Origin of the sequence: Brevibacillus sp. FSL K6-0770, from assembly GCF_038000275.1 — a bacterium.
In the GTDB taxonomy this organism is placed as follows: domain Bacteria; phylum Bacillota; class Bacilli; order Brevibacillales; family Brevibacillaceae; genus Brevibacillus; species Brevibacillus parabrevis.
On the sequence record NZ_JBBOBQ010000001.1, the window covers coordinates 457,376 to 477,570 of the forward strand.

At 53.4% G+C, this 20,195-nt stretch carries 19 protein-coding genes; 14 read left to right on the forward strand and 5 right to left on the reverse strand.

Annotated elements, in window-relative coordinates:
- The first annotated feature begins 263 nt into the window (after positions 1–263).
- The 5 genes from NST23_RS02510 to NST23_RS02530 all read left to right on the forward strand — a co-directional run bounded on the left by NST23_RS02510 (position 264) and on the right by NST23_RS02530 (position 4,519).
- Complete coding sequence (locus NST23_RS02510; RefSeq protein WP_340963052.1) at positions 264–1,022, forward strand: MBL fold metallo-hydrolase; 759 nt, start codon at positions 264–266, stop codon at positions 1,020–1,022.
- Between the two features lie 161 nt (positions 1,023–1,183).
- On the forward strand, positions 1,184–1,777 hold the full coding sequence (locus NST23_RS02515) for a winged helix-turn-helix domain-containing protein (protein ID WP_122966632.1): 594 nt from the start codon (positions 1,184–1,186) through the stop codon (positions 1,775–1,777).
- Entirely contained in the window at positions 1,774–2,028 is a 255-nt protein-coding gene (locus tag NST23_RS02520; RefSeq protein ID WP_173597974.1) for a hypothetical protein, read from the forward strand. The genes NST23_RS02515 and NST23_RS02520 overlap by 4 nt, the downstream gene beginning before the upstream one ends.
- Before the next feature lie 30 nt (positions 2,029–2,058).
- Entirely contained in the window at positions 2,059–2,640 is a 582-nt protein-coding gene (gene clpP, locus NST23_RS02525; RefSeq protein ID WP_122966630.1) for an ATP-dependent Clp endopeptidase proteolytic subunit ClpP, read from the forward strand.
- A 190-nt stretch (positions 2,641–2,830) separates the two neighbouring features.
- Positions 2,831–4,519, forward strand: a complete 1,689-nt coding sequence (locus NST23_RS02530) for a methyl-accepting chemotaxis protein (RefSeq protein ID WP_274874771.1) — start codon at positions 2,831–2,833, stop codon at positions 4,517–4,519.
- A 135-nt stretch (positions 4,520–4,654) separates the two neighbouring features.
- On the opposite strand, the gene NST23_RS02535 is transcribed toward NST23_RS02530, so the two are convergent.
- On the reverse strand, positions 4,655–5,842 hold the full coding sequence (locus NST23_RS02535; protein WP_242772962.1) for an MFS transporter: 1,188 nt from the start codon (positions 5,840–5,842) through the stop codon (positions 4,655–4,657).
- Positions 5,843–5,962: 120 nt separating this feature from the next.
- On the opposite strand from NST23_RS02535, the gene NST23_RS02540 reads away from it, so the two are divergent.
- The 3 genes from NST23_RS02540 to NST23_RS02550 all read left to right on the forward strand — a co-directional run bounded on the left by NST23_RS02540 (position 5,963) and on the right by NST23_RS02550 (position 8,732).
- Complete coding sequence (locus tag NST23_RS02540) at positions 5,963–7,786, forward strand: SgrR family transcriptional regulator (protein WP_340965160.1); 1,824 nt, start codon at positions 5,963–5,965, stop codon at positions 7,784–7,786.
- 84 nt (positions 7,787–7,870) lie between these two features.
- A complete protein-coding gene (locus NST23_RS02545; protein WP_340963055.1) occupies positions 7,871–8,233 on the forward strand; it encodes a cupin domain-containing protein in 363 nt (120 codons plus the stop codon).
- Between the two features lie 52 nt (positions 8,234–8,285).
- Positions 8,286–8,732, forward strand: a complete 447-nt coding sequence (locus tag NST23_RS02550) for a metal-dependent hydrolase (protein ID WP_229049798.1) — start codon at positions 8,286–8,288, stop codon at positions 8,730–8,732.
- Positions 8,733–8,795: 63 nt separating this feature from the next.
- Here NST23_RS02550 and NST23_RS02555 read toward each other — a convergent pair whose 3' ends face one another.
- Positions 8,796–10,442: a DUF6583 family protein gene (locus tag NST23_RS02555; RefSeq protein WP_340963058.1), complete on the reverse strand. Its 1,647-nt coding sequence runs from the start codon at positions 10,440–10,442 to the stop codon at positions 8,796–8,798.
- 261 nt (positions 10,443–10,703) lie between these two features.
- Here NST23_RS02555 and NST23_RS02560 point away from each other — a divergent pair, with 261 nt between their 5' ends.
- The 6 genes from NST23_RS02560 (at position 10,704) to NST23_RS02585 (ending at position 17,820) form a co-directional block, all read left to right on the forward strand.
- Positions 10,704–11,618 carry a LysR family transcriptional regulator gene (locus tag NST23_RS02560; protein WP_122966624.1) on the forward strand — a complete coding sequence of 305 codons (915 nt, stop codon included), beginning with the start codon at positions 10,704–10,706 and terminating at the stop codon, positions 11,616–11,618.
- A gap of 120 nt (positions 11,619–11,738) precedes the next feature.
- On the forward strand, positions 11,739–12,842 hold the full coding sequence (locus NST23_RS02565; protein WP_122966623.1) for a citrate synthase/methylcitrate synthase: 1,104 nt from the start codon (positions 11,739–11,741) through the stop codon (positions 12,840–12,842).
- 711 nt (positions 12,843–13,553) lie between these two features.
- On the forward strand, positions 13,554–14,582 hold the full coding sequence (locus NST23_RS02570) for an NADH:flavin oxidoreductase/NADH oxidase (protein ID WP_063229408.1): 1,029 nt from the start codon (positions 13,554–13,556) through the stop codon (positions 14,580–14,582).
- A gap of 247 nt (positions 14,583–14,829) precedes the next feature.
- Positions 14,830–16,209: a MocR-like pyridoxine biosynthesis transcription factor PdxR gene (gene pdxR, locus NST23_RS02575; RefSeq protein WP_340963061.1), complete on the forward strand. Its 1,380-nt coding sequence runs from the start codon at positions 14,830–14,832 to the stop codon at positions 16,207–16,209.
- A 121-nt stretch (positions 16,210–16,330) separates the two neighbouring features.
- On the forward strand, positions 16,331–17,107 hold the full coding sequence (locus NST23_RS02580) for an HAD-IIB family hydrolase (RefSeq protein ID WP_274874777.1): 777 nt from the start codon (positions 16,331–16,333) through the stop codon (positions 17,105–17,107).
- 20 nt (positions 17,108–17,127) lie between these two features.
- Positions 17,128–17,820 carry a M24 family metallopeptidase gene (locus NST23_RS02585; protein ID WP_122966620.1) on the forward strand — a complete coding sequence of 231 codons (693 nt, stop codon included), beginning with the start codon at positions 17,128–17,130 and terminating at the stop codon, positions 17,818–17,820.
- A 222-nt stretch (positions 17,821–18,042) separates the two neighbouring features.
- Here NST23_RS02585 and NST23_RS02590 read toward each other — a convergent pair whose 3' ends face one another.
- The 3 genes from NST23_RS02590 to NST23_RS02600 form a co-directional block, all read right to left on the reverse strand.
- Positions 18,043–18,162 carry a putative holin-like toxin gene (locus NST23_RS02590; RefSeq protein ID WP_208715247.1) on the reverse strand — a complete coding sequence of 40 codons (120 nt, stop codon included), beginning with the start codon at positions 18,160–18,162 and terminating at the stop codon, positions 18,043–18,045.
- A 227-nt stretch (positions 18,163–18,389) separates the two neighbouring features.
- The gene (locus tag NST23_RS02595) at positions 18,390–19,205 is read right to left on the reverse strand and encodes an ABC transporter permease (RefSeq protein WP_122966618.1); all 816 of its coding nucleotides are present in this window, start codon (positions 19,203–19,205) and stop codon (positions 18,390–18,392) included.
- On the reverse strand, positions 19,202–20,188 hold the full coding sequence (locus NST23_RS02600) for an ABC transporter ATP-binding protein (protein ID WP_274874779.1): 987 nt from the start codon (positions 20,186–20,188) through the stop codon (positions 19,202–19,204). Before NST23_RS02600 ends, NST23_RS02595 begins: the two co-directional genes overlap by 4 nt.
- Positions 20,189–20,195 lie beyond the last annotated feature (7 nt).

Consider the following 20,195-nt stretch of genomic DNA (forward strand, 5'->3'; position numbering starts at 1 on the left):
TTTCGCGGGAAGAGGCGTTTGTTTTTTACAATACGCTCTTTTCTAAGAAATTGTTGCTTTTAGAAAAGCCGTGAGTTGCTTGATATTTATAGTACCAAGCGAAGCGTGCATTCACGGTAAATGGAAATCCTATAGACTTCCTGATTTTCATTATAGAACACACGTTTCCACAACAGCAATAGCAACAAAATTTGCGAAAAGAGCCTTACAATAAAAGCAAGCTCGTTTCTATTATACGACCGGGACTGGAGGACAGTGAAGAGATGCACATTCAACTTGTTAGACACGCCACATTGAAAGTGGCTTACGGCGGCCGCACGTTTTTGATCGACCCGATGTTCAGCGATGCCGGGGAGCTGCCTGCTGTACCGAATACGCCGAATCAGCGGGCAAATCCTTTGGTCGACCTGCCTTTTTCTGTGGAAGAAGTGCTGGCAGGAGTTGACGCGATTGTGATTACCCATACGCATCGCGATCATTTGGACGAAAAAGCGATGAGCCTGTTGCCACGGAATTTACCTGTGTTCTGCCAGCAGCCAGACGAGGAAATGCTGCTGCAACAAGGATTTTCACAGGTTACCGCCATCAAGGACGAACATGATTGGCAAGGGATTCGCCTGAATCGGACAGCCGGGCAGCACGGGACAGGCGAGATCGGAAAAGCGATGGGGCCAGTTTCCGGTTTTGTCCTGCAAGCCCCTGGCGAACCGACCTTGTACATGGCAGGAGATACGATCTGGTGCGACGAGGTAGGGCAGACGATTCAACGGTTCTCGCCAGATGCCATCGTCGTGTTCGCCGGGGCGGCAAGGTTTTTGGCGGGCGATCCGATCACGATGACAAAAGAGGACATAGCATCTGTGGCGGCAGCCGCACCGGATAGTCACGTGCTGGTAGCCCACATGGAGACGTGGAATCACTGCCTGTTGTCGCGCGGCGAGCTTCGCGAGTTTTTGAGCGAGCACAAACTGCAAGAACGCGTCCTTGTGCCGAATGACGGGGAGATCGTTGCACACCTGTGACCTGTGAGGTAAGGTGTGATCGAAAAAAGGAAGCAGCTTCGCTGACGGGCGGAGCTGCTTTTTCGTCTGCGAGCAAATTCGGGCTTGGCCAGCATTTGACAAACGAGTTGTCACGTAATAAACTATTTTTACGTAAATGATTAATGTCATGAGGTGTTGTTGTGGCGCACGAACAGCTGGAAACGTATATCGTCGAAACGCCCGAGCAGGCGATGGCGTTGTTGAATCCGCTCAGGGCCGAGATTTTGAGCCGATTGGCGGAGCCTGCTTCAGCGGCGGAAGTAGCGCGGGGAATCAACGAGATTCCACAGCGGGTGAATTATCACCTGAAAGCTTTGGAAAAGGTCGGGCTGGTCAGGCGCGTAGGCAGTCGGCAGGTCCGCAATCTGGTTGAAGTGCTGTATTTGGCGATAGCTCGCACGTACGTGCTCTCCGAAGGGCTGAACTGGGCTAACGACACCGTGCAGCAGATGAAGGATCAGGGAGCTTTGTCGCACTTGATCCAGACGGCTGAGCGGATCAAGCGGGATGCCCTCGCTTTGCTGGAACGCTCGGATCAGGAAAAAGAAATTCCGAGTGCCACGCTCGATACGAGCATTCGCCTCGCCAGCGAGGAGCAGCGGGCAGCTTTTGTCGAGGAATACGTGCAGCTCGTCAATCAGCTCGTCAAAAAGTATCAGACGAAGACAAGTGCACAGGAGACGTATCAGGTCATTCTCGCGGTGTATCCCAAAGAAGGAGGCGAGCCGTCATGAAAGCAGAGGCTTCAGCGCCTGTAAAAGCAAGACCAGTCGTTGTGTGGGAAAGACGGGTCGAACCGAAGGCAGACAACGTCATCATGCTTCCGGCAAACGGCAACAACGTGGAACGGGAAGCAGCAGTGACAGAGTGGACGATCGGTTCGAGCGAACAGCCTGCTGTAATCACCCAGGTGTCATCCGGGTTTGGCAAAAGCAAGGCTGCGGCTGTACCGCCACAGTCCGTGCGCATGAGCATGGCAGCCTAAAAGCCTAAAGGATATAAAGGAGGGTTTGGCATGAATTTGATTCCGGTAGTCGTTGAGCAGACGAGTTATGGCGAGCGTTCGTACGATATTTACTCCCGTCTGCTGAAAGATCGCATTATTTTTCTCGGCAGCGCCATTGATGATCAGGTAGCAAATGCAATTGTGGCCCAGCTGCTGTTTCTTGCGGCAGAGGACCCGAAAAAAGACATTCATTTGTACATCAACTCCCCCGGCGGCTCGGTGACAGCGGGAATGGCGATCATCGACACCATGCAATTCGTGGCGCCCGACGTATCCACCATCTGCACAGGTATGGCTGCTTCGATGGGAGCGATGCTGCTGGTGGCAGGAGCGCCCGGCAAACGCTACGCCCTGCCGAATGCAGAGGTCATGATTCACCAGCCATGGGGCGGCACGCAGGGACAGGCGAGCGATATTAAAATCGCTGCCGAGCGGATCATGAAGCATCGGAATCTGCTTTACTCGATCATTGCCCAGCGTACAGGCAAGTCGGTTGAGCAGATCGAAAAGGATGCCGACCGCGACTACTTCATGTCCGCCGCCGAAGCGCTTGAGTACGGGATCATCGATAAAGTTATTGAAAAGCTGTAAAAGCTTGTAAAACATAGACGCAGAGGCATCTTCGGAACTTAGTTTTCGAGGATGTCTTTTTCGTTTGCCCCTAAACATGCGTATATTTTTTTAGCCTGGTTTAAAGAGGAAAAGGACAGGGAAAGAAAAAGGGTGGTATCCGAGTATTTTCGACATGATCACATTCATTTCGACAAGAGGAGGCACTCTTTTGAAAATCAGAACCAAATTCATTCTAGCTTTCAGCCTGATTTTGGCCGTTATGTTCAGCTCAGGCTCATATATGTACATTCATATGCAACAACTGAAATCTGCCTATGAGGAGATGCTCGACGACGGAGAGTTCCTGACCGATTTGCGCGAGATGCAGTTTACCCTCACAGGTCGAAACAATGACGAGCGCGGCTATGTGCTCACGGGCGATGAAGAGTATCGCAAGGAGCTGAAGGAGAAAGCAGGCAAAATCGAAGCGCTGTTTCAAAAGCTGGACGAGTACGAGGATATTACGGAGCAGCAAAAAGCAACGCTGCAAGAAGCGAAGAAACTTTATCAAGGGTACTTGGCCGCAAGCGACAAGGCCGTGGCAGCTTTGGACGAAGGCAGGCGGGAAGAATCGATGGTCTATCATTTTGGATTGGAGCGGCAAGCGCGAAAGAAGCTTGATTCGACGGTAAGCACGCTCATGGAGGATGTTCGCCGGGAAAAAGAAGCCGACGATCAGTTGCTGCGTGAACGGGAAGTCGTGTCCGTCAACATCCAGATTGCTTTTAGTGTCGCAGGAGTTCTTGTTGCTGTCGTCATTGGCGGACTGTTGATTCGGGCGATCATTCGTCCGCTCAATCGCGTTAACGAGCAGTTGGCTGCCATAGCGGATGGGGAAGGCGATCTGACGAAGGAGCTGACGGTGTCCTCCAAAGACGAGATCGGCGAGTTGGCTGCGTCCTTTAACCGGATGCTGGCCAATCTGCGCACGCTCATTTCCCAGATTCGCGGGCACGCCCAGCAAGTAGCGGCTGCGGCAGAGCAGTTGACGGCCAGCTCGGAGCAGACCAGCAAGGCAACCGAGCAAATCGCGGAAACGATCCAGGAAATGGCTACAGGCGCAGATGTGCAGGCGCATCAAGTGGAAGAGGGCGACAAGGAAGTGCAGGAGATGACCGCAGGCATCGGACAAATCGCTGCGCGTGCGCAAAATGTCTCGGCTGCGGCACTGAACGCCTCGGAGCTGGCGACGGGAGGAACCCGGACGATTCAGCTTGCGGTAGAACAGATGAACGGCGTCGGTGAAACGATGCAGCAACTGGCTCATGCGGTCAGCGGGCTGGGCAGCCGCTCGGAGCAGATTGGGCAAATTGTCGAGGTGATCACGCAAATCGCAGGTCAAACCAATTTGCTCGCGCTCAATGCGGCCATCGAAGCGGCCCGGGCGGGTGAGCAAGGCAGAGGATTTGCGGTAGTCGCAGATGAGGTGAGAAAGCTGGCCGAACAGGCGTCTGCGTCCGCACAGGAAATCACCCAGCTGGTTAGCGCCATACGCGCAGAGACACTTGATGCAGTAACATCGATGCAAAAAGGCTCGGACGAGGTGGCAGCGGGGATGGAAGGTGTCGCGACGGCGGGCGAAGTCTTTTCGCACATCCGCGATGCCGTTGTCAGTGTGGCAAAAGACGTGGAGAGCGTTTCGGACGCCTCGCGTACCTTGACAGAGAGCACGGGAAAAGTCGCAGCGTCGATGGAGCTGATCGCTTCCGTCACGCACACTGCTGTCAGCCGGACTTTGGACGTATCTGCGGCGACAGAACAGCAGCTTGCCTCCATGCAGGAAATTCATTCTTCGGCTGCTTCGCTCGCCAATTTGGCGGAGGATTTGGAGAAGATGATCAGCCGCTTCAAAGCATAAAGGCTAGGATACCAAATGGAATGCTGTCGTGCAGCGAAACACCATGCGCGAAGACGAAAAGCCACTTGCAGGCACGAAAAAACTGCAAGTGGCTTTTTCTTTGCCACATAAAGCGAGAGTGCGGTGATTGCCGGATCAGGCCAGCCGCCACAAGGACAGCTTGCGGTAGACGAGAAAGATCAGCATGTTGCCGAGAGCTGCGACAAGAAAGACTGCCCACGGGCCGATCGACACCGTCATGAAGCCGGAGCCGAAGATAGAGAAGACGATTCCCAGCTTGAAAATCGAGCCGGTAATGCCGCTAATCCGCCCGATCAGATGGGCGGGCGTAGTCTCCTGGCGAAACGTCCAGATACAGACATTTTCAATCGTAGCGATCAGCCCGGTGAGAAACAGGGACAGGCAGAGCAGCCACGTACTGGTGGCGAAGACCATGAGCAGAGAGGAGAAGCCGAGTGACAGAATCGTTACGCCCATCATTTTCCCGAGCGGAAAGCGCCGCCGCAGCGGAGCGACGATGGAGCTGCCGATCAAGCCGCCAAGCCCGGCGACAGACAAGACCAGCCCCAATGTAGAAGTATCGAGACGCAAATGATCTTTGGCAAAGAAAATGATCATGGCGTCGTACATGCCGGAAGTCGCGTTGAGAAAAATGACGAGCAGCGTGATATGCCAAAGCGGTTTATTGCTCAACAGCTCGGCCCAGCCAGCTTTTAGCTCCTGCCAGAACCCGGCTTTTTGCGCAGCAGGTGGATCGGCTTTTTCCAGGAACGAGATCGCGATGAAAGCGAGCATATAGGCTACGCCTGTGATCAGAAGCCCTGAGTACAGACTGGACAGCAGCAAAATAAATCCGGTAATCGCTGGGCCCATAATTTCAATGAACGTGCTCATGAACGAAAAACGGGCATTTGCCGCGGTGAGCAGCGGCGTAGGCACGACTTGCTTGATCATGCTCACCCTTGCATTTTGAAAGCCGTAGTTGAACGCCATCAGAAAAAATCCGGCGATGTAGTAATGAATGACCTGGGCGTGCCCAGCCGCGGACAAGGCGTACAGTGAAAACAGCAGCACCATTTGCCCGAAGACCATCCATTGCGACCAGCGCTTTTTCGAAAAGCGGTCGACCCATACGCCAATGAACATGGCGAGCAGCAGGTTGGGCAAAAACTCGATGCTTTTCATCGTGGTCATCGCTATGGCTGACTGCGTCATGTCGTACAAAATGAGCGGCAGGGCCAGTTCGTATACTTTGCTGCCGCAAGCAAGCAGTGTGGACGTGCAAAACAAGATGAGAAACGGTCGATTGCGCCAGATCGGCATGAAAATCAAAACCCCCTTTTCGTTCTCCATTGTAGTTGGAAAAAGGGGGAGAAAAAGGGTAGAGTAGTAGCAGAGGCAGTTCCCCTTTTTACAGAAAGAAGTGAGGCAACTTTGCAGATTGTGTATCATTACTTGCGCTTGCGCCAACATTTTGCCAACAGGCAGGAGGGCGAAGCGCAAGCGATTACGCTTCACGAGCTGGCGGAGATTTTGTGCTGTACGGAACGCAACGTCAAAAAAATCATCAAGCAGCTGGTCGAACAAGGCTGGATCGAATGGACGCCGGGCAGAGGGCGGGGAATCGGCTCGCAGCTTGTTTTTTTGCGCAGTGTCGAGCAGATTGTCATGCCGCTCGCCAAAGCCCAGATTGAGCAAGGCGATCTGGAGCGGGCCATGCAGTTGCTGCAAGAGTCCCGGCTTCCTGCCGGGGGCAGGGAACGCTTTTTTGACTGGCTCTCCGGGCAATTCGGCTTTCACAGTCAAATTGTCGAAGAGCGGACATTGGACACGCTGCGCATGTCTTTTTACAGAACGATTCCCCGTCTTGACCCGGCTTTTGTGAACAGACGCACGGAGTCGCACATGGTCAGGCAAATTTTCGATACGCTGATCAGCTACGATGCAAAGGAACACGCCTACAAGCCGCGTTTGGCTCATCATTGGGAGACGAATGCGGCAGGGACGGAGTGGACCTTTTATTTGCGAAAAGGAGTCTTGTTTCATCACGGGCGGGAGTTGACCGCGCAGGATGTAGTTCGGACGTTGGAGCGGGTGGCTGATCCTCAGACGGGATCGCCGTATCGCTGGATGCTTGAAGATGTGGAGCGAATGGCGGCTCTTGGCGCCAACGTTTTGCACATCCGGCTAAGACGGCCCAATCGGCTGCTGCCTGCCTGTCTCGCTTCGGATCGTCTGTCCATCGTTCCGGTGGACATGGTGCAGCAAAAAGGCGAGGAGTTCAGTCGCTTGCCAGTCGGAAGCGGGCCTTTTCGGCTGGTGACGAATGATGAGCAACAGTTTGTTCTGGAGGCATTTCCTGCTTATTTTCAGGGACGAGCACACTTGGATCGGGTGGAAATCTGGGTAGTGCCGCAATTTGACAAGCGCAGCGAGAAATTTTTTGCTACGGAAAAAGAAGTCCATTTCCAGACAGCCTGGAGCATGCCGAAGCCGCTGGGCAGCTGGCAGGAGTTGAAGCAAGTGGAGCGAGGGGCTACTTACCTTGCGTTTAACCTGAATCGGCAAGGTCCGCAGCAAAACCGCGCTTTTCGTCAGGCTGTGGATAGTATCCTCTCGCGCAAGCAGATGATTGCCGAACTGAAAGGAAACCGCTACGGGCGGGCCTACAGCTTTTTTCCGGAAGTTCCGGGGATCGAACCCGCTCTGGCAGCGGGAAGCCGCGAGGAAAAACAGGCTGCCGTAAAGGACAGCGGTTACAGGGGAGAGCGCTTGAAGCTGTATACATACGAAGGCGCGGGCAATGAAAACAACGTCGAGTGGGTGCAGCAACAGCTGATGGAGTATGGTGTCCACGTCGATGTGACGATTGTGCCGATTGAAACGTTGAAAAAGCCGGAGGTATTGCTTCAAGCCGATCTCGTTTTGGCGGGAGAGGTTTTTGATGAGCAGTGGATTTTGGGGATGGTCGAGTTTTTTCGCTCGGACATCAGCTTTGCCCGGAACTTGTGGAATCCAGCCTTGCGCGAGCGGATTGATCGTGAACTGGAGCTTTTGGCGGAGGAACAGGGCGAGGAAGGGCAGCAAAGGCGGCTGCGGCGTATCGAGATGCTACTGGCCGAGCGGTGCGCTCTGCTGTTTTTGTACCATACAAGGCAGCATTCGGTTTACCACTCGGCACTTGCCGGAGTCTCGTTAAATGCGCTGGGCCAAGCCAATTACAAGGACATCTGGTTCAAACAGGCGCATGTCGCCGCAGCAGAATGACGGAGAGCGCCGAAAACAGAGTCTGTCAAGAATGTGGCGATTGCGATAAGATAGGAGTTCAGTGCGAAAAATGGGGGAGAGACGATGAGACGATTCCGATTTGACGAACAAGCTGGGAGAGAGATCGGGCGTTTTGATTCTGTCGGCGCGGTGTTTTCCCGCATTTTGCGTGCGAAAGACGCTGTGTCTATCGGCTGTATTCATGTAAAAGCCGGCGGGGTAGTAGGCTATCATCCGGCTGTTTGCCCGCAGCTCTTTCTCGTGGTCAACGGAGAGGGCTGGGTGCGGGGAGAGGATGACGAGCGGATTCCGATTCAGGCGGGCCAGGCGGCTTTTTGGCAGGCGGGCGAGGGTCACGAATCGGGAACAGAGTCTGGGATGACAGCGATCGTGATCGAGGGAGAGGAGCTTGATCCCGACAGCTTCATGACGTTGTTGGAAGCATAATGGTTCACGCCAACTCCACATGCACGAGGAAGATCATCTTGAGAAAGTCGGTGTGAAAAAAGAAATGACGTGGAAGACACATATGCTCCTGGGCGCAATCGCGGGATACTGGGCGTACCCTTCCTGGAAGGGGAGCGTAATCGGTGCCACGATGGCGCTGGTGCCAGATATCGATCAGGCGAGAAGCAAGCTGGGTCATTTCCTGGGCCCTGTGTCCAAAATGCTGCAAAAAGGGCTTGGGCACCGGACGCTGACGCATTCGTGGGTCATTTTGTTGCTTCCGGCTGCTTTTTGGGGCGATTCCCCGGAGGGCTGGGCGGCCTTGTGGGGATTGCTGTCGCACCTGATCAGCGACATGCTGGTGGGGCGTATTCAGCTGTTTTGGCCGCTGCGAATGGGCTGGGTAGGTGTGCGCCTGTCGCGCGCGCTTTATGGAACCGTAGATCGTCTCGTCTTTTATGCGGCGATCGTCTACATCATCTACATGGGATATATGTAAGAAAAAGAACCTTGCCGCACTTCACAGTGGACAAGGTTCTTTTTATTCTCGCAGTTGCGATGCTTATGGCATCATGAATTGTTGGACCAGCTCGGCGTTTTCCGCCATGAATTTTTCTGCTGCGGCTCCTGCCTCTTGTTGGACTTCCATCATTTGCTCATCGGTCATGGTTGCCAGGTTGAGGGCATTGTCAGCTGTCATGGATGGAATTTCCAGCGCTTTGCCAAATTCTTGCTTGGACTTCATTTTCAGGCTGATACCTTTTGGCATGTCTGGAGTCGCCTGGTCAAAGTTGATTTTCACGCTGGCGTCGGAATCGCGCCCGGCATCTGTAGATGTCTCGGATACAGTGACGTTCCCGCTCAGAGCGATCGGCTCGGAGTATTCGTCTGCCAGAACGACTGCGAAATCGTACTTGCCGTCTACTTTTTTGCCTTCTTTGACGGTTTCAAATGTTGTCGACAGATCAAGCGCTGGCTGCTCGTTCTCTTTTACCAGGAGATTCAGCTTGCCGTTTGTTTTGCCGCTTTGCTCAGTCGCTTTGTACGTGTAGGATACTTCGCCGTTTTTCGGATCTTCCGGGTTGTGGATGGCGAAGCGATAGTAGCTGTCCGCGCCTTTTTGGTAAGCGGTGCTTGAGAAGAACAAGTTTTCCTGTTTGTTGTCTTCCCCAGTAAACATCAGTTTGCGGGACAAGATTTGGTGATCGCCGTCTACGAGCACGACCATTTTCACTTGTTCCTTGCTCGCTGTAGAGCTGTCGCTAATGTCTTTCAGCAAGTCATCGAAGCCTTGATCGTAGTCTTTCTTGAACTCTTCTTTGGAAACTTCATCTACCACATAACCGCTGTCAGCCATCAAGGTAGCGACGTTGTGGTAGCGGGTGTAGATCAGATCAAACAGCTTCGTGTCCGCTTTCGCTTTTTCTGCCAGCTTGGTTGCGAGCGCTTTTGCCTCTTCTTCGGTAAAGGTCACAGTGATTTCACGAGCGCTTTCCTTGAAGCCTTCTTCTGAGAAGGAAGCATCCTTGTTGATTGCTACTTGCGTGTCCTTGATCGAATCTGCGTACAGCAAAGCATACGGAGTCAGCACGCTTTTCACTTCATCCTGGTTGAAGCGGACTGCTTCCATCAGTTCGCGATAGGTGAGGAAACGCTTAGGCATCTCTTGACCGTATTTTTGCTTGAGGGCATCGCGGTCTTTCAAGTCCATGTAGCCGTATTTCGAGTAAAAATCAGGCAGACGGAAGCCAAACTGCGAGTCGTTCATGAAGTACTCAATCGTAGCCAGCTTCTTGTCTTTCAGATGAACTTCGAGATTTCCTTGCTGCTGGTGCTTTTGCTCGTCGATGTTGCTTTGCATGACGACTTTCGCGCTCTTCAGCAGATCGAGAATTTTTTGTGCTTGCGGGTCTGGGATTGTAGCATCTATCGCAATATCAGACAGTTCGGTTGTGGAGTGCACAGGCTTTTCCAGATATGGCTTCATGTACTCTTCGTATTCCCCATAAGCCTTGGAAACGTTGGACGAGAACTTCATCATGCTCTCCGCTTCCGATTGCAGGTAGATCGTTTTTGCGCTTTTGAACAAGTCGAATTTGGCGTAGGCCGTTCCGAGCCCCCCCAAAATAACGACAGCAGCTGCTCCCGCAATCAGCAGCGGTTTTTTGGAGCTTTTGCGTGGCGGGTTCACGTTTGTAGTGGTTTCCATGAGTTCCTCCCCTTTGTAACACTCTCTCTTTTTTTTGCGTACGAACCGTAAATGGTTTTTCGCACTCGATTTTGTATTGTACCATAAGGGGGAAGGATGAAAGTGATTTCCAGTAAATTTTTTCAAAAATGAGGAAGAAAGACCCAAAAATATAAGTGTTTGTTCCAATTTTTCACCCTGGACAGCTTGTCTAATCGACAACAGGTAAGGCAGACGGCTTTTCGGGCTACAGAGACAAGGGGATGGATAGGAGGAGATTGTGTGGACTTTCGCGTGCTGCAGACGTTTTTGGTAGCGGCTACAACAGAAAATTTTCATCAGACAGCTGAGGCGCTGTTTATCGCCCAGCCAACGGTCAGCCAGCATATTCGACAACTGGAGAAGGAATTGGGGATCAAGCTGTTTGAACGGGTTGGGAAACGCGTCAGGCTGACGGCAGCGGGCAAGCGCTATCTGCCGCATGCAAAAGGTCTTTTGGAACAGTGGCACCACAGCATGGAAGATTTGCAGGCGTGGCGGCAAGGATACCGGGAGAAGCTTCATCTGGCTGTCTCGCCGATTATTGCCCGCGCCCGCTTCTCCCATCTGCTCCACCGTTTCACCAAGCAATATCCGGATGTAGACATTTCGATCAAAATTGCCGAATCGGTGGAGATCGGCCCGCTCGTGCAGAGTGGACAGGCTGATTTGGGACTGACCCGGATGGTGCCAGGCGAGTTTCAGCTGGATACGTACTTGCTGTATGAAGATCCGGTGGTGTTCGCTGTACCGCATAGCGGAGGCGACATGGACGCTCCTTTGCCTGATTGGGAGCAGGAAGTGCAGGCGAACCGTTTGCTGACCCACAATCACCCGGGCTACTGGGACGATTTGCTGCTGCTTTTGCGCCAGAGAGGACTTGCTTTGCGCACGATGGCGGTATCGCAGGTGGACATCACCAAACGCTTCATTGAAGACGGGCTTGGCGTGTCTTTTTTGCCCCGGTCGGCTGTCAGTCGGGATTTGTTTGAAAATCGCTTTATCGAGCTGCCGACGCCGGGGCTTGTGCTGCCAAAGGTGGCTTCTTACCTGCTCGTGCCGAAAGTGGGAATTAGCGAGCCAGCCAAGCATTTCATGGAGATTTTGCAGGCGCTCTATCCGCCGATGCCTTCGGTTGTGCAAGGGGGAAGGCAGTAGGGGAGAGCAAAGGGCCAAATGATTATAAAATGTGATTGATAGCGGGTTTTTCTTTTATTTCCCTTCCATATTAATAATCGATATACTGAAGGGAAAAGAGAAGAAAAAGGAGTGGCGATCATGACAAAACAACATCCTTTGGCAATCGGTCTGGAAGGAATCGCCGTAGCGGAGACAGACCTGAGCCTGGTAGATGGAATCAACGGATTGCTCGTATACCGCGGCTATTGGGCGCGCGATCTGGCTATTCACCACACGTTTGAAGAAGTAGCGCACTTGCTCTGGTTCGGCCATTTGCCAAGCGAGCAGGAGCTGACGGAATTAAAGAATAAATTGAAAGCAAACCGCGAACTGCCGGAGCATGTCAAAGGAATTTTGAAGCTGATCCCGGCAGATGTCGATATGATGAGTGTGCTGCGCACAGGCGTTTCCGCGCTGGGCAGCTCCTCCCAAGGCTTCCCGCCAACGATTGACGAGGTGATTGCGCTGGCTGCGAAAATGCCTACAATCGTAGCGTATCGCTTCGCCTGTCTGGAAGGCCGCGAGCCGATCTCCCCTAGCCCGGAGCTTGATCACACGGCGAACTATTTGTACATGCTAAAAGGCGAGAAGCCGAACTCGGCTCATGTTCGTGCGCTGGATGCGTACCTGATTTTGACGCAGGAGCATGGCATGAACGCTTCTACTTTTGCTGGCCGTGTCGTCGGTTCAACCGAGTCTGACCTGATTTCTTCGATTGTGGCAGCCATCGGGGCTTTAAAAGGTCCTCTGCACGGCGGCGCTCCGTCGGAAGTAACGGAGATGATCGAAGCGATTGGCACGAAGGAAAATGCGGAGCCGTGGCTGCGCAGCAAGCTGGAAAGCGGTGGCCGCCTGATGGGCTTCGGTCATCGCGTCTACAAAACGATCGACCCGCGTGCAACAGCTTTGCGCGTGGTGGCTTCCGAGCTGTCGGCGGACGATCCGTGGTTCGACCTGGCGACACATGTGGAAAAGGTCGGTTTGCAACTGCTGGACGAGTACAAACCGGGCCGCAAGCTGAACACAAACGTGGAGTTCTTCGCCGCTGCGGTCATGCGCGCGGTTGGGTTGGATGAGAACTTGTTCACTCCGACTTTTGCCGTGAGCCGCGTGGTTGGCTGGAGCGCTCATATTTTGGAGCAGGCTGCGAAAAACCGCATCATTCGCCCGCAATCGAATTACATCGGCTCGATGCCGGAATAATAGACGTTGCCTTTTACAAAAGCTATCCGTTGTTGCGGATGGCTTTTTTTGCTGAAAAATCCAGGTGGGTGTTGAGCGAAGCTGTAGTGGAGGGAGGAAACAGGAGAAACCGCAGCAGGGCACCTGGCCTCTTGCGGGGAGCTTAAACTAGCCGCCTGCGGTGAAAAAGGAAAACCGCGTCAAAAGCAGTTTGTTCGGAGAAGTGGATTCACGTTGCCGCTTAAAGGCCGTTTTCCTTTTTCGCCTCCGGCTGGGTAGGAGCCCGAAAGCCCTGCTGCTTGTTTCTCCTGTTTCCTCGGCCAACGTTAGGCTTTGGTCGGGGAGTGATTTTTGAAAGTTGATCAGGGGCGGAAAATCTAATGCAGGCAGCAACGAGCTTTTTGCATGAAAGAGTCGCATACAGCAATCTTCTTCAAGAAAAGCCTTAATCTGTTTTCATGTTTTTTTTGAAACTGACGTCGAACTCACCAGCCTCTTTCCTCGCTACGCCTAAAGTACCGATGAAGCAGACTACGAAGGTCAACCCAAGCAAGCTTTTCGTATTTGGCATTTTTCCTTAAAACTCCCGCTGACCACCACCAGCTCCCAAGCACTCCCCCAACCCAGCTTTTCCGCTTAATCTGCAACTCCACCACCCGAAAGTGCAGCAGGGGGATTGCAGAGGTCGCTAACTTTTGGCATGATAATGAAAAAAAGTAAGGAGTGGAATCAATGGCTCTGTTGTCTACCCCGTTTCAATTCAAAGGACTCACTTTGAAAAATCGCGTAGTGATGCCGCCTATGTGCCAATACTCCGTGGAAGCGCAAGACGGAACGCCGACCGACTGGCATTTTGTCCATTACGTGTCTCGCGCAGTAGGAGGTACAGGCTTGATCATCGTAGAGATGACAGATGTGGAACCGGATGGCCGCATTTCCAACTTCGACCTCGGCCTGTGGTCCGATGAGCAGATTCCGGCATACAAGCGCATTATCTCCGAGGTACACAAGTACGGCGCGAAAATCGGCATCCAGATTGCTCACGCTGGCCGCAAAGCGGAAGACGCTGAAGTACCTGTCTCGGCATCTGCGGTTCCTTTCCCTGGCTCTCGCTACAAAACGCCACGGGCACTGACGACAGAAGAAGTCAAAGCGATGGTCGTCAAGTTCCAGGAGGCAGCGAGACGCGCAGTGGAAGCGGGAGTGGACACGATTGAAATCCACGGTGCGCACGGATACTTGATCCATCAGTTCCACTCGCCACTGACGAATTTGCGGGACGATGAATACGGACGGGATAAAGCGCTGTTCGGCGTAGAAATCATCAAGGCGATCAAAGAAGTGATCCCGGAAGACATGCCGCTGATCATGCGGATTTCCGCGGTAGAATACGTAGATGGCGGTTACGGCCTGGAGTACAGCACAGAGCTGTCTCGTAGATATAAAGAAGCGGGCGTGGACATTTTCCATTTGTCGAGTGGCGGCGAAGGTCCGATCGGTTCAGGCGGACGTCCGGGAATCCATCCAGGATATCAGGTGCCGCTTGCCCGCGCGATCAAGCAGGCACTGGATGTTCCGGTGATTGCAGTCGGCAACCTCGACGATCCGAGGCTGGCAGAAGCGTCGATCGGCAATGGCGATACGGACTTGGTAGCTGTCGGACGCGGCATGCTGCGCGATCCGTACTGGGCGCTTCACGCCATCCGCGAGCTGTCCGCCGACGAGCTTGACGCGCCAAAGCAATACGCGCGTGCATTTTAATCACTCCTAAAAACAAAGCAACCTTTCTTGCTGCCGATTCGCGATTCGTGATTCGCAGACAGAGAGGTTGCTTTTTTGCATGCCAAAAGATCATCCCTGCAACGGCGCAGCTTCACATACCTGACAGGTGCGGAAAAGACAGGCTCAAAAAAGCAGACGCCCTCACACAAAACGATCCTGCGTCGAGAAGAGTCAGCTTCTGTGATAGACTAATGCACAAAGTACGGCCGAAAGGAGACGGTAGTTTTTGCGAGAACTTTCGACGATCCGGTTTACCGATAAAGAACCGCTTTTTACGCAAATGTATCACCATCTAAGAGACGAAATCGTGAACGGACAAGTCCGGCACGGGGAATTTCTCCCTTCCATTCGCAGTTGCGCGCAGTCGCTTGGCGTCAGCAAAAATACGGTAGAAGTCGCGTACCAGTTATTGATGTCCGAGGGCTATGTCAGCAGCATGCCGAAAAAGGGATATCAGGTCGTCTACAAGGCGGAAGCCCCTGCGACCAGGCACACTCCAAGCACGACAGAGGCAGTCTCTTTGAACATTCATACGGATTTTCGCTACGGCAATATCGAATTGGGAGCTTTCCCGTTTCAGCAGTGGAGCAAGCTGCGCAACCGGGTGATTGCCGACCACCAGCAGCGCTACATGGTAGAGGGTCAGGACCAGGGCGAGTTCGAGCTGCGAAAAGAACTGGCAAAGCTGTTGCACGAGACGCGCAAAGTCATGGCGACCCCGGAGCAGATTGTCGTCGGAGCTACTCCCCAGCAGCTCGTTTCCGTTTTGGCACAGCTTCTGGACAGGGAGAAACAGATCATTGGCGTGGAGAACCCTGGCTATGACGGCGCGCGAAACACGTTTGTCAACGGCGGCTATCAAGTCCGGGGCATCACGGTAGGCGCGGACGGCGTCTCCATACTAGAGCTTCTGAGCAGCAAGGCAACCGTCATGTACGTCAGCCCGTCCCAGCAGTTCATCAACAAGCTTGTGATGCCGCTTGAAAAAAGAACCGAGCTGATCGAATGGGCACAAACCAGCGCCTATATCGTGGAAGATGACTATGAGTGGGAGTTCAAGTACGAAGAGAGCTTCCTTCCTGCGATCCAAAGCTTGTCTCCGCAAAAAGTGGTCTACATCGGCAGGCTGTCCAAAGCGTTGCTGCCTGTCTGCAATCTGAGTTACATGGTGCTCCCCTATGATCTTTTGTCGCGCTTTTACCAGCGTGTGCCGGAATACGATCAGCCCGTCGCCAGACTGGATCAGCTGACATTGTCCGCGTATTTGTCCGACGGCTTTTGGCACAGGCACGTGCAGGCTATGCGCAAAAGCTACGCAGACAAGCGGCAAGCTTTTCTTCAAGCTGTCTCCCGCTGGATGGGGGAACGCGTGGACGTGCAAGGAAAGGACACAGGGCTGCACGCGTTTTTGACCGTTAAGGAAAAAGGCAGCGAAGCAGAGTGGATGGAGCGCGCTTTGCGAAACGGGGTAAAGGTGTACGGGACAGCGAGGTACTGGGTGCAGGACATCCGGGAATACCCGTCGTTTCTGCTCGGGTACGGGGCTTTGAACGAACAAGAAATCGAGGCGGGCATCCGGCAGTTGGCTGCTGCTTGGTTCGGGTAAAAAGCTGCTTTTTGCGAATCTGACCCGGTCATTTTGTGAAATCTGTCCCTTCAAGAGAGGGCCTCTTGCACTCTATGATGATACATATGAAAGCGATAGAGTAAAGGGGGACAGGGAGCAGATGAGGTTTATTTTCGACTTGGATGGGACGATCTGCTTCAAGGGGCAGCCTATCTCCAAGAGCATTCTGGATTGTCTGCTTGAACTGGAGCAGGAAGGCCACACCGTAGGGTTTGCTTCCGCCAGGCCGTGCCGGGATATGCTGCCGGTTTTGGATGAGCGGTTTGCCAACCATCTTCTGATCGGGGCGAATGGAGCCATGACCTATCATCAGGGACGGTTGCAGAGCTACACGGCGATTCCCGGCCAGTTGGCAACAGAAATCATTCGTATCCTGGCTGATCATCAAGCGCAGTTTTTGATTGATGACAAGTGGGATTACGCTCATAACTGCACAGAAGCTCACCCGGTCATGCGCAATATCGACTGTGGGCGCAAAGCTAGCCGCATCGACTTCGATCAGTTGGATGCCGTTTTGAAAATCTTGATTTTATCGGCAGACCGGACGAAAGATCTGGCGGCAAGACTGAAGGAACTCGACGTCACCATGCACCACCATTCCGCAGAGGACATTCTCGATCTCACCTGCCGGGGTGTCAACAAGCTCGCTGCCCTGGAGCGGTTTGCCCCGCAGGATGAACCATTCATTTGCTTTGGCAATGACATGAACGATCTGCCGCTTTTCGAACAGGCGCAGCACAGTGTCCTGATTGGCGAGTACGAGCCGCTCGTGCCGCTGGCGACTGAAAAAATCGCGGTGGACAGCCAGGTCGAGAGTGTGATTGTTTCCAAAATTCAGGAACTTAGCGTAGCGTACAAGCCTGCTCGGACGTATTAAAATGAGGAGGGGAATGGAAGATGAATCAGGCATTGGTGCAAAGACACCGGGCTTTGCGTGAAGCAGAAACAAAAGCAGAGCAATTGTTTGCCCGAATCGAAGAAACAGGAATCATTCGCAGCGGGGCGTCGGAAAAACAGATCAATCAAGAGATTTACGAGCTTGCCTTTCAAATGTTCGGGATCAAAAAGTATTGGCACAAGCGAATTGTGCGCGCCGGAAAAAACACGCTCCATCCATACAGGGAGAATCCGCCGGACCTGATTGTCACTCCAGAGGATATTATTTTCCTCGATTTCGGACCGATTTTTGAGGACTGGGAAGCTGATCTGGGGCGGACGTACGTACTCGGCAATGACCCGATGAAAATCAAGCTGCGCGACGATATCGAAAAAGCGTGGGATTTGGGCAAGGCTTACTTTGAATCCAAGCCGGATATTACGAGCAGCGAGTTGTTTCACTACATGTGCCAGGTCGCTGAAGAGAACGGCTGGGAGTTTGGCGGGCCACACGCCGGACACCTCATCGGCGAATTTCCGCACGAGAAAATTCAGGGGGAAGACATCGTCAACTACATTCACCCGGACAACAACAAACCGATGAGAGACCCTGATCACAATGGTCATCCGCGCGACTGGATCCTGGAGGTACACTTCGTCGATCGCAAATTGGAAATCGGCGGCTTCGTAGAAAAGCTGCTGACGGTGGACTAATCCATCATTTTTACCCTCTCCCGTTGTCAATGGATGGGAGAGGGTGCTATTATGAAGCTAGAAAGTTATCGTTATATCGATAACTGCAACCGGGAACGATAAAAAAGAAACCGACACGGTGCTGGTAACACCATGTCGGTGGTACAAAGACGGCCCCTTTACGGGGATCGGCTCAAGTGACTTGTAAAACGGACGAAATGACCGCCTTAGCCACGTCAAAGCTTAAGGGCGGTCATTTCGTTTGGACAAGGCAACAACGATTGCTACGACTAGGCTCAGCAGTCCGACAACAAAGCCGCCAAACTGGAGCATAAGCGAAAGCGTTTCGTGAGTAATTGCCACGATCCCACCTCCCTTCCGTTTGTGACGTGGGGAGATGAGCCGACCACCCTCAAGATTGAGCCGTATCTGTGTACTTGTCCAAATTTTACTATTTTTCCGGTATGATTGTCTAATTTGTATTTGAATAAAATGGCTCGGCGGTCGAAGCTTGTTGTACCGCTTGGTCATGCCATAGCGGAAAACCGCCTGCTCCCATTCGGATCAAGCGGTTTTTTTGTGCGCAAAACTCAGTACATCACCATGTTGCCCGTCTCTTTCATGTGCTTTTCCGCCTTTTTCAGCAACACGACCGTCACCAGCACGAGCAGCAGCAAGACGCTGGCCAACAGCGCCAATTCAGGCGCCAAAGCGGACAGAGGCGCGCCTTCCATCAACAAGCCGCGCACAAGCTGGAGAGCGTAGGTGAGCGGGAAGCAAAACGAAATCGCTTTGGCCCAGAGCGGAAAAGCCAGCGGCGGAAGGCGTACGCCGGAGAAGATCAGCATCGGTTCGTCCAGGACGGTATACAAGAAGCTCGCGTCGCGGGAAAACAGGAAGAGGACGCTTAAAAAACCGCCCCAGACGATGGCTGAGACAAGCAGGACGAAAAACGCGAGCGGGATCGCCCACCAGCCGCTTGGATGCATCCCGCCGACGAACAGCAGCGCCAGCAGGGTGAAGCAAAAGAACAGCCAGACGCCCTCGACAAGCGAGGAGAGGGAACGCCCGTACAGGAAAGCCAGCCGATTGACCGGGCTGATAAAAATCATTTCCATCGTCCCGGCCTGCCGCTCGAAGCTCATTTGCCAGGCGGATTGCACCAGGCACCAGAAAAAAATGTACCCGAGATACCCGGTCAATAAAAACAGCGGGAGCTGCTCGGCAGAGAGGAAGCGGGCAAGCGGCGAATCGGCTCCTGTGCGAAACGGCGCAAACGAATAGTACGCGGTCACGAACATGATGGCGGGCCAGATCAGCAGGCTGAAGTACACCATTTTGCTGTGAAAAGAATGCCGATGCTCCTTCTGGATTTCCGCCCACAACAGCGCAGTAAGCTGCTTCATGCGCCCCTCCTGTCTGCCATGTGCAGGATGACATCCTCCAGGGACGGCTGCTGGGTATGTAGGCGCAGGACGGGCGACTGATGGGCGGCTAACAGCGAGAGCAGCGGCGTGGTCATATCGGTTTGCCCGCGCAAGGTCACTTCCCATGTGTGTTCATCTGTTTCGGCAATTTCCCGTGAGCCGCCGTAGCGCACGGCGAGCTTTTGCAAATCGAGATCAAGGGAAGCGGAAAGCGCCGGGATGACGACATGCAAAGCTGTCTCCAGGTTGAGCGATTGGGTCAGTTGCGCAGGGGTGTCATGTGCGACCAGCTTGCCTTTGTCGATGATGTACACCTCGTCGCACAGTTCCTCGACTTCGTGAATGTAGTGACTGGTCAACAGGATCGCTTTTCCGTGCGCGACAGCCAGTTCTTTTACATGCTTGCGCAATTTCCTGGCGATCGGAGCGTCCAGCCCCAGTGTCGGCTCATCCAGAAACAAATAGCTCGGATCGTTAATCAGGCCGCGGGCGATTTGCAGCCGTTGCTTCATGCCTTTGGAATAGCGCTCTACCGGGGTATCAGCGGCATCGAGCAGCCCGACTTGCAAGAGCAGCGAATCGATTCTGCTGCGCAACGCTCCGCCGTGCAGTCCGTACAGGCTGCCGAAATAGTGCAAGTTTTCCCGCCCGGTCAAGCGCCAGTACAGCATCCGCTCGCCGCCTGCGATCATGTTGACTTTGGCTTTTACGAACCGATCCTCCTTGACCGCGTCATACCCGTCTACCGTAATCGTTCCGCTGGTAGGAGTGAGCAAGGTCGAGCACATTTTGATCGTCGTGGTTTTCCCCGCTCCGTTGATTCCCAACAGCCCGATGATTTTTCCGGGCACCATCCGAAACGACACATCCGATACGGCCTCTACTTCCTTCCATTGTTGGCGAAGCCAGCTTCCTTTTTCCTTCACGTGATATACTTTTCGCACATTTTCCACAATCAGCACGGGAAAA